The organism is Sphingobacterium allocomposti (assembly GCF_008124885.1).
Classification (GTDB): Bacteria; Bacteroidota; Bacteroidia; order Sphingobacteriales; family Sphingobacteriaceae; genus Sphingobacterium; species Sphingobacterium allocomposti.
This window is the reverse complement of record NZ_VNHX01000013.1, coordinates 110,273-118,481: the sequence shown is the minus strand read 5'-3', so window position 1 is coordinate 118,481 and position 8,209 is coordinate 110,273. Positions and strand designations below refer to the sequence as shown.

The window sequence follows — 8,209 nt, the reverse complement described above, 5'->3', positions numbered from 1 at the left end:
AAGCCTACATTAAGATACGAAAAAAGGAGCAGAAAACTGCTGTTTTCCACTCCTTTTTTTAGCCTTTTTTCTAAGGGGACTTTTTCAGTGCCCTTCTTTTTAGACGCCTTCTTTTTTTATTTATGCCGCTTATATCGACAAAATAAAGGCTGTTTTCTGACATTGTCACCCAGAGCGGGAGTGTCGGACCACGAGAACCGATGGGCGTATTGCAGGAAACCCCGCCAACCTTGTAAGGGAGGTCTCTTAAAGAGGTTTATTATTAAAAGTGGGTTAGAATATGGTTCCTTTAGCGGCTAGCTCATACAAAATATGTATTTTTGGACAAAACTCGCCTATGCAAATTCTTGTGGTAGAAGATGATAACAGGATCAGCAACTTCCTCATTAAAGGACTCGAGGAGTGCGGGTATCTGGTGACTTTGTGCAAAAACGCAGAAGACGTGCTGCAGCATTATGTAAATATAGACTGGGATCTCATTATCCTGGATATCATGTTGGCAGGTATGGATGGCGTCCAGCTGATGCAGACACTTCGCTATAAGAAAGTATACAGCCCCATTCTTATGCTGAGTGCATTGAACAGCGTGCAGGATAAGGTGACGGCTTTGGATTACGGAGCCGACGATTATCTGACCAAGCCTTTCCACTTCGACGAACTGCTATCCCGCATCCGTGCGTTAACGAGACGCCGGCAATACCAGCAGCAGGAGACGCCAAAGGCGGAATTACACTTCGGCGAACTGATCATCAATCTGGAACAATATAAAGTGTCGCTGTCCGGAGAAGAGATAGATCTCTCTCCAAGAGAATACAAATTGCTCAACTACCTCGTTGAAAACATAGATAAGACGGTTGCGCGGGTGCAGATACTTAATGCCGTATGGGGCATTACGTTCGACAACCATACCAACGTAGTAGACGTTTATATTTCTTATCTGCGTAATAAAATCGAAAAGAATGGTAACAAGTACATTTATACCGTAAAAGGGGTGGGATACATGTTTAAAGCATCATAGTGCCTTGACGGTTGTTGGAACTTTAAGCGGACTATGAGGCTGTTTACGGCAAAGAATACATATACGCGCAACTGATTATTACATGAAACTGAAGCATAGGCTTTCCTTATACTCCGTGGCGATATTTAGTGTCGTAATGTTGGCATTTTCGGCGATAATTTATTTTGCCTATTATGCACAGATGGAAGAGAAAGAGAATGAATCGCTGGAAAGCAAATCACTGCTCGCCGCTATATATTACCTTGAACAGGATGAGCTTTCTTTTATGGAACATACCAACGTCCGGAATCAGCTTTATAAAACCATTTCGAGGCGTAACATAGCCGTGTTTGATAGCCTGGACAATAGGCATAGCGGAGATATGGTGTCGACGGCAGAAATTTCCCAAGCCTTTTTGGAACAGGTCCGTGTTACGAAGAATGCTTTTTTTTCTACGGATTCGTTCTTTTATAACGGTATTTTTTACCGGGATAACCAAGGCGACTTCGTTGTCGTTACGCGGGAGCCTAAGGACAAGTTCAATGGACAGATGTCTTCGCTCTTTCAGATTTTGCTGGCTGTTTTCCTTCTGGGAATGCTCTTTATCTTCCTATTTTCGCAATACCTTAGTTATATCGCTTATCAGCCCATCGTAAAAATCATAGGACAGATCAAGGACCGGGATAGCCGAAATTTCAACGAACCTTTGTCACTTTCAAAGACATATACAGAGGTCGAAGATCTGGTAGAGACTTATAATCATTTTGTCATGCGTATCGCAGAGACGTTTAATGTGCAGAAGAACTTTATAGATTACGTTTCACACGAGCTGCGCACGCCGATTACGGCATTGTTGGGCACGTTGGAAGTCACCAAAAACAAGCCGCGGTCGGCAGCAGAATACAATCAGGTAATTCATCAGCTGCAACAGTACACGACCGATCTACAGGAAACCCTCGATCAGATGATGCTGTTGTCGGGAGCAAAGACAAGCTTCGAGTTTAGCGTGCTTCGGATTGACGAAGTGGTGTGGCGTTTAATTGAGAATATGATTCTGTATCACCGTGCTCAAATCGAAGTAGATATACAGCTGGAGGACAATACCTTATTGACAGTAGAAGGAAATGAAAAGCTACTGGAGTTGGCTATCGGAAATATCCTCGAAAATGCAATCAAATATTCCGACAACCAGGTCGTCAAAATAATATTCAAGGAGGAAGACGACCGGCTTGTAATCCTGATCGTAGACCAAGGGATCGGAATACCGGCAAATGATCTCCACAACATCAGGCAGAACTTCTACCGAGGGCACAATACGCAGCAATATCACGGCAAGGGAGTTGGGCTCTCTATTGCAAACGTGATATTTACTTTACATCGGATAGGTCTTACGATCCTTTCTGAAGGACGGGGGACAACCGTCCGTCTACATTTCTAATGCAATTCTAATCCACCTTAAAATCCGCCTTAATCCGTCAGCCCTAGCTTTGCAGGAAACGTTTAACAGGTGAAGTATTTGTATATTTTCTTGATGTGTGTCGGAGCTGTTACGGTGTCAGCCCAAGCGCAACCGTATGGGCTAGAGCAGCTGGAGCAGCAGTTTCTTAGCCGCAACTACATGCTTATCGCGGCCAAATTCGACATTGGCAGGGCAGAAGCAGAAGTCGTACAGGAGAAGCTTTGGCCCAATCCCGTCTTATCCGTTGACGAGTTTAACTTATGGTCCAACGCGACGAGTGAAACTATGCCGCCTCTTCTAGGCAGCTATGGCCGGACACAGCAGGTTTCGATAGAGCTCGAGCAGCTCATCGAAACAGCCGGCAAGCGCAAAAAAAGAGTCGCGGTAAAACAGCTGGAACACCGCATGGCCGTACACGAGTTCGAGGAATTGGTGCGCGAGCTAAAGAAGGAATTGCGGCAAACCTACTACCATGTGGTGAGCCAGAAGCAAAGCCTGCTGCAGTTACGCGCCATGGTAGACCTATTCGAACAGCTCTCCCGACAGTACGCACGGCAGTCGCAGCAACAAAACGTATCATTGGCCGATTACAGGCGGGTACAGGCCGAGCTCATCAGCCTGCGTAAGGAACAGTTGGAGCTGGAAGACGATATTGCCTCCTCCATACACGTCCTAAGGGTGCTAACGCAGCTTGACGATATTACCGTGGACCAGCTGCAAGATGGAAATACCTTCGAAAGCCGTCTCGCCCGACTTCCTGCCGACGTCGTATCCTTGGCGTTATCCCAAAATATTGGCTTGAAGCGGCAGCTGACGGCAGTGGAGCAGGCGGAAGCTGAGCTTCGGCTCGAAAAAGCTAACCGTAAGCCCGATCTAACGCTGCAGGTTGGCTATGACCGTGGCGGAAATATCATGCAGGACTTCGTAGGTCTCGGCGTAAGTATGGATCTGCCGCTGTTCAACAGAAACAAGGGCAACATTCAAGCGGCAAAACAGTCTGTCGAGCTGCAACGCGCCCAACAGGCCTCCTTGCAATGGGAGCTAGAGTCGGCCGTGCGCAAGCGCAGAGATCAGCTGTTAAGATATGAACGTATGCTGCAGGATTGGTCGGCTGATGCTATCCACGAACAGCAGGCCATGGTCGACCGATACCGTAAACATTTGCAGGGGCAGCAGATCACGCTCATGGAATTCATAGACTTCGTTCAGGCAGCACGGGAGGCACATGGGGCCTTCTTAGATGTCTGGGAAAACTACAACACCACGTTGGAAGAACTACAATACTTGGTGGGCAGCGATTTCTGATTAGAGGAGATGTCTTGGACAGCGTGCCGACAGGCGTTATGAAGCCGATCGGTGCGGTGGGTGAGAACGGGGAAAGCGCTCACGCGGAGGCCTAATTTGGCGCTCATCGGCGATGCTTGCCATCACGAACAACAGGAATGATTTATTAATTATTGAGATATGAAAATAAGAATCGGTGTTTTGCTATCTGTAACAGGGACAAGTTTACTTTTCAGTTGCGGTCCGAAAGCTGCACAGGAGCAGGCTCAAACCGAAATAGAGCAAGGATTTTGTATAAACGATCAGTTAAAGCAATCGACAGAAATTATTGATGTGACCGAACAGCCCATCAGCGAGCAGTTGACACTGTCGGGTAAGATAGAGTATAACGAGAACGATATGGTGGCTTTTCGTACGCTGCTGGACGGCGTGGTCGAGAGTGTGCAGTTCGAACTCGGCGATTATGTGCGGAAAGGACAGGTGCTGGCCACGATAAAGTCGGCACAGATCCAGGAACTCCACCAACAAAAGCGTTATCAGGAGAATCAGATCGGCCTGCTGGAAAAGCAGATAAATAGCAAGAAAGAGATGGCTGCAGACGGCCTCGTAGCAGCGCCCGAAGTCCTTGCAGCTGAGCATGAGCTGGAAAGTGCACGGATTGAACTAGACCGCGTCAACGAAAGTTTACAGCTATATAGGGCTGTCGGTGGAGGAGCTTTCCAGATTCTGGCGCCCAAGAACGGATATATTATCCAAAAATCGGTTAGTGTAGGACAGACGATAACGCCGGATAGTGATCCTCTTTTTTCGGTTTCCAACTTAAAAGAGGTATGGGTGATGGTTAACATATATGCCAGCAATCTACGCTTCATCAAGGTTGGAGACGAAGTTAAAGTGCGCACCATAGCATATCCCGATCAGTTTTATCAGGGGAAAATCGACAAAATATACAACGTTTTCGACGATAACGAACATGTGCTGAAGGCCCGCGTTGTTTTATCCAACCAGCACCTGAATCTGATGCCGGGCCTGAGCGCGGATATCATTATTAATATGAAGAACGACTCAGGATCCGCTTTTGCGATTCCAAATAGGGCCAAGGTGTTTAGCAACAACAAAGAATACATCGTAGTGTATAAGGACGATTGCAATCTGGACGTGCGGCGCATTAAGCCTGTGGCTGCCAATGAAGAATATACTTTTATAGCGGAAAGGCTCGCGGAGGGCGAACGCGTTATAGGCTCTAACGCATTGTTGATTTTTGAACAGCTGAGCCAGCCGAGGTAAAAGGGGGAAACATGAAAAAACTAGTACAAAAGATTGTTACGTTTTCATTACGTAATACCACAGTCGTATTGTTCGCAGTGATGATATTGCTGTTCGGCGGGATCTACGCCCTGCGGCATACAGCTATCGAAGCCTTTCCCGATGTTACAAATACGCGGGCCCGCATCATTACCCAGTGGCCCGGACGTAGTGCCGAGGAAATGGAAAAGCTTGTTACCCTGCCTATTTCGAAAGAGGTGAACAGCATTCCTAGAAAAAGTAACGTCCGTTCGATCTCCCTGTTTGGACTTTCTGTTGTAACGGTGCAGTTTGAAGACGATGTCGACGATTTCTATGCACAGCAATATGTGTCCAACAAGTTGGCGGGGGTAGATCTGCCGGAAGGCGCCGAAGCTTCCATCGAGCCCCCATCGGGCGCTACGGGTGAGATCTTTAGATACATAATCCGTAGCGACCTGCCCCTGAAAGAAGTTACAGCTATTCAGGATTGGGTTATTGAGCGGGAACTGCTTGGGGTGCCCGGCGTAGCGGACGTCGTAAGTTTTGGCGGTGAAGAGAAGATCTATGAGATCCGTATTCACCCCACTGAACTTAAGAATTATGACCTGTCTCCGCTGGACGTGTACGAAGCGGTGTCCAAATCGAATATCAACGTGGGCGGCGATGTTATCCAACAGGGCGACCAGGCCTACGTTGTGCGGGGGGTAGGCCTGCTGGATAAATTGGAAGATATTGGTAATATCACCATAAAGCTGGAAGGCTCGACACCGGTTTTGATTAAAAATGTCGCCGATGTCGTCGTATCGAACAAACCGAGACTCGGCCAGGTAGGTTTTAACGAAGCGGATGACGTTGTCGAAGGTATCGTAATCATGCTGCGCGGCGAGAATCCTTCGGCCGTCATCGAACGGTTGAAAGATAAAATCGAGGAATTAAATAGCAGAACGCTACCGGATGGCGTGAAGATTGAAAGTATTGTAGACCGAACCAAGCTGGTAGATAATACCGTTCGGACCGTTTCCCGGAACTTAATCGAAGGTATTCTACTGGTTTCACTGATTGTTTTTATCTTTTTATATAATTGGAAATCAACATTTATTGTTGCTTCGGTGATTCCGCTGTCCTTCCTGTTTGCCATCATTATGCTGAAGATACAAGGGCTTCCGGCCAATCTGATTTCCATGGGGTCACTGGATTTTGGTCTGCTGCTGGAAGGCACGCTCGTTATTGTAGAAACCGTATTCGTGGCAATGGCCACCCTATCTCATCGTGTGGGACCTGAGCGGTTCGCCAAGATGAGTAAACTGGGTGTCATCAAGAAGAGTGCCGGAAGTGTGGCGTCGTATATATTCTTCGCGCTAATTATCCTGATCGTGGCCTTATTGCCTATATTTTCATTTCAGAAGGTGGAAGGAAAGATGTTCTCGCCGCTGGCCTTCACGTTGGGATATGCGCTGCTCGGATCGCTCATTCTCAGCCTGACATACGTTCCGGCGATGTGTAAGCTTCTGTTCACAAAAGGTATGGACGAAAAGGAAAACTGGGTAACACGCTTTTTCCAACGGAGCATCTACGCGCTTTTTGATAAAGCCTTTTCCTACAAGAAGACGACTGTCGCGATCTTTATCGTAATTCTGGGGGGATGTATGCTGAAGTTTTTGCATTACGGCTCCGAATTTTTACCCAAGCTCAACGAAGGTGCCATTTATATCAGGGCGACCTTGCCCAACAGCGTGAATCTCGAGGAGTCAACGCGGCTGACCCAGGAGATGAAGCAGATCATGGTGAAGAGCTGTGAAGAGATCGATTTTATATTTACGCAGACAGGGCGTCCGAACGACGGAACAGACCCGACAGGTTTCTTTAACATAGAGTTTAACGTACAGCTGAAGGATCAAAGTGAATGGAAGCGTAAGGTGAGTAAAGACGACATCATACAGGAACTGCGGGAGCAGCTGAATCACTATCCCGGTATAAATTTTGGGTTTAGCCAGCCTATACAGGACAACGTCGAAGAATATGTTGCCGGCGTGAAGAGTTCGTTGGTTATCAAAATCTTTGGAGACGACCTTTATGATCTGGAGAATTATGCCAACCGTGTGGCCACGGCTATCGAAAAAGTCGATGGAATAAAAGACATCAACGTATACAAAAATATCGGTCTTCCCGAGCTGCGTATACAGCTACACGACTCAAAAATGGCTAAATATGGCGTCTTTACTGCAGATGTACAGGCCGTGATCGCCATGACTATCGGCGGCCAGGCCGCTACGAAGTTTTATGAGGGAGATCGGCAGTTTGACGTGGTTCTACGTTTCAGTGAAGCTTACCGCGACACACCCGAAAAGATTAAGAACATTCTGATCCCAACAAGTAATGGGCAGCGTATACCACTGCAGGAAATAGCAACGATAGCGTACCAGACAGGACCTGCCTTCATTTACCGGGAAGGAAACAGCCGATATATCGGGGTGGGTTTCAGCATCGAAGGCCGGGACTTAGGTAGTACCATCGCCGAAGCTAAGGAAACCGTCGCCCGCGAAGTAAAACTGCCTCAGGAAAATCACATGGAGTGGGCCGGCGAGTTCGAAAGTAAAGAGCGTGCCGCAAAGCAACTTGCACTCGTAGTCCCCATCAGTCTGGCGTTGATATTGCTGCTGCTGTATTTTAATTTCGGCAACTTAAAAGACACACTCATATCTTCCCTAACCTTGGCTTTCGCCTTTATCGGTGGTTTTATATCCCTATGGGCAACAGGAACGATCTTCGGAATCTCTGCCGGTATCGGATTCATTATCCTGTTTGGCGTTGCAACCATAGACGGAATCGTATTAATAGGCGTTATTAGGGATAATATGAGGCAAAAGATGCCTTTGCTGGATGCCATACAGACCGGCGTGAAGAGCAGGATACGACCGGTCGTTATGATTGCGCTTATGGGATCCATGGGCCTGCTGCCGGCAGCGATGTCGACAGGGATGGGATCCGAAATCCAAAAGCCGCTGGCGATCATGATTGTTGGGGGGCTGATAATCTGTTTAATTCTCAGTTTCACGGTTATCCCGGTGGTCTTTTATTGGATGAATAAAAAATCGTCGCAGAAGCGTCTGTAGACGGTCTTTTTAAGCCCGATATATCGATAACGCTTTTTCTGGCCGGGGGCACCGCACCTGCCGCGGATA

At 47.4% G+C, this 8,209-nt stretch carries 5 protein-coding genes; all 5 read left to right on the top strand.

What is annotated here, in order from left to right; genetic code table 11:
• The first annotated feature begins 337 nt into the window (after nucleotides 1-337).
• The 5 genes from BC792_RS10920 (at nucleotide 338) to BC792_RS10900 (ending at nucleotide 8,140) form a co-directional block, all read left to right on the top strand.
• Complete coding sequence (locus tag BC792_RS10920) at nucleotides 338-1,018, top strand: response regulator transcription factor (RefSeq protein WP_148909042.1); 681 nt, start codon at nucleotides 338-340, stop codon at nucleotides 1,016-1,018.
• Between the two features lie 82 nt (nucleotides 1,019-1,100).
• Complete coding sequence (locus BC792_RS10915) at nucleotides 1,101-2,435, top strand: sensor histidine kinase (protein ID WP_170250011.1); 1,335 nt, start codon at nucleotides 1,101-1,103, stop codon at nucleotides 2,433-2,435.
• Between the two features lie 69 nt (nucleotides 2,436-2,504).
• Complete coding sequence (locus tag BC792_RS10910) at nucleotides 2,505-3,761, top strand: TolC family protein (RefSeq protein ID WP_148909041.1); 1,257 nt, start codon at nucleotides 2,505-2,507, stop codon at nucleotides 3,759-3,761.
• Between the two features lie 159 nt (nucleotides 3,762-3,920).
• Entirely contained in the window at nucleotides 3,921-5,027 is a 1,107-nt protein-coding gene (locus BC792_RS10905) for an efflux RND transporter periplasmic adaptor subunit (RefSeq protein WP_148909040.1), read from the top strand.
• A gap of 11 nt (nucleotides 5,028-5,038) precedes the next feature.
• Nucleotides 5,039-8,140, top strand: a complete 3,102-nt coding sequence (locus BC792_RS10900; protein ID WP_148909039.1) for an efflux RND transporter permease subunit — start codon at nucleotides 5,039-5,041, stop codon at nucleotides 8,138-8,140.
• Nucleotides 8,141-8,209 lie beyond the last annotated feature (69 nt).

Coding starts and splice junctions, on each gene's coding strand:
- BC792_RS10920 (WP_148909042.1), top strand. CDS start 338: ATGCAAATTCTTGTGGTAGAAGATGATAACAGGATCAGCAACTTCCTC.
- BC792_RS10915 (WP_170250011.1), top strand. CDS start 1,101: ATGAAACTGAAGCATAGGCTTTCCTTATACTCCGTGGCGATATTTAGT.
- BC792_RS10905 (WP_148909040.1), top strand. CDS start 3,921: ATGAAAATAAGAATCGGTGTTTTGCTATCTGTAACAGGGACAAGTTTA.
- BC792_RS10900 (WP_148909039.1), top strand. CDS start 5,039: ATGAAAAAACTAGTACAAAAGATTGTTACGTTTTCATTACGTAATACC.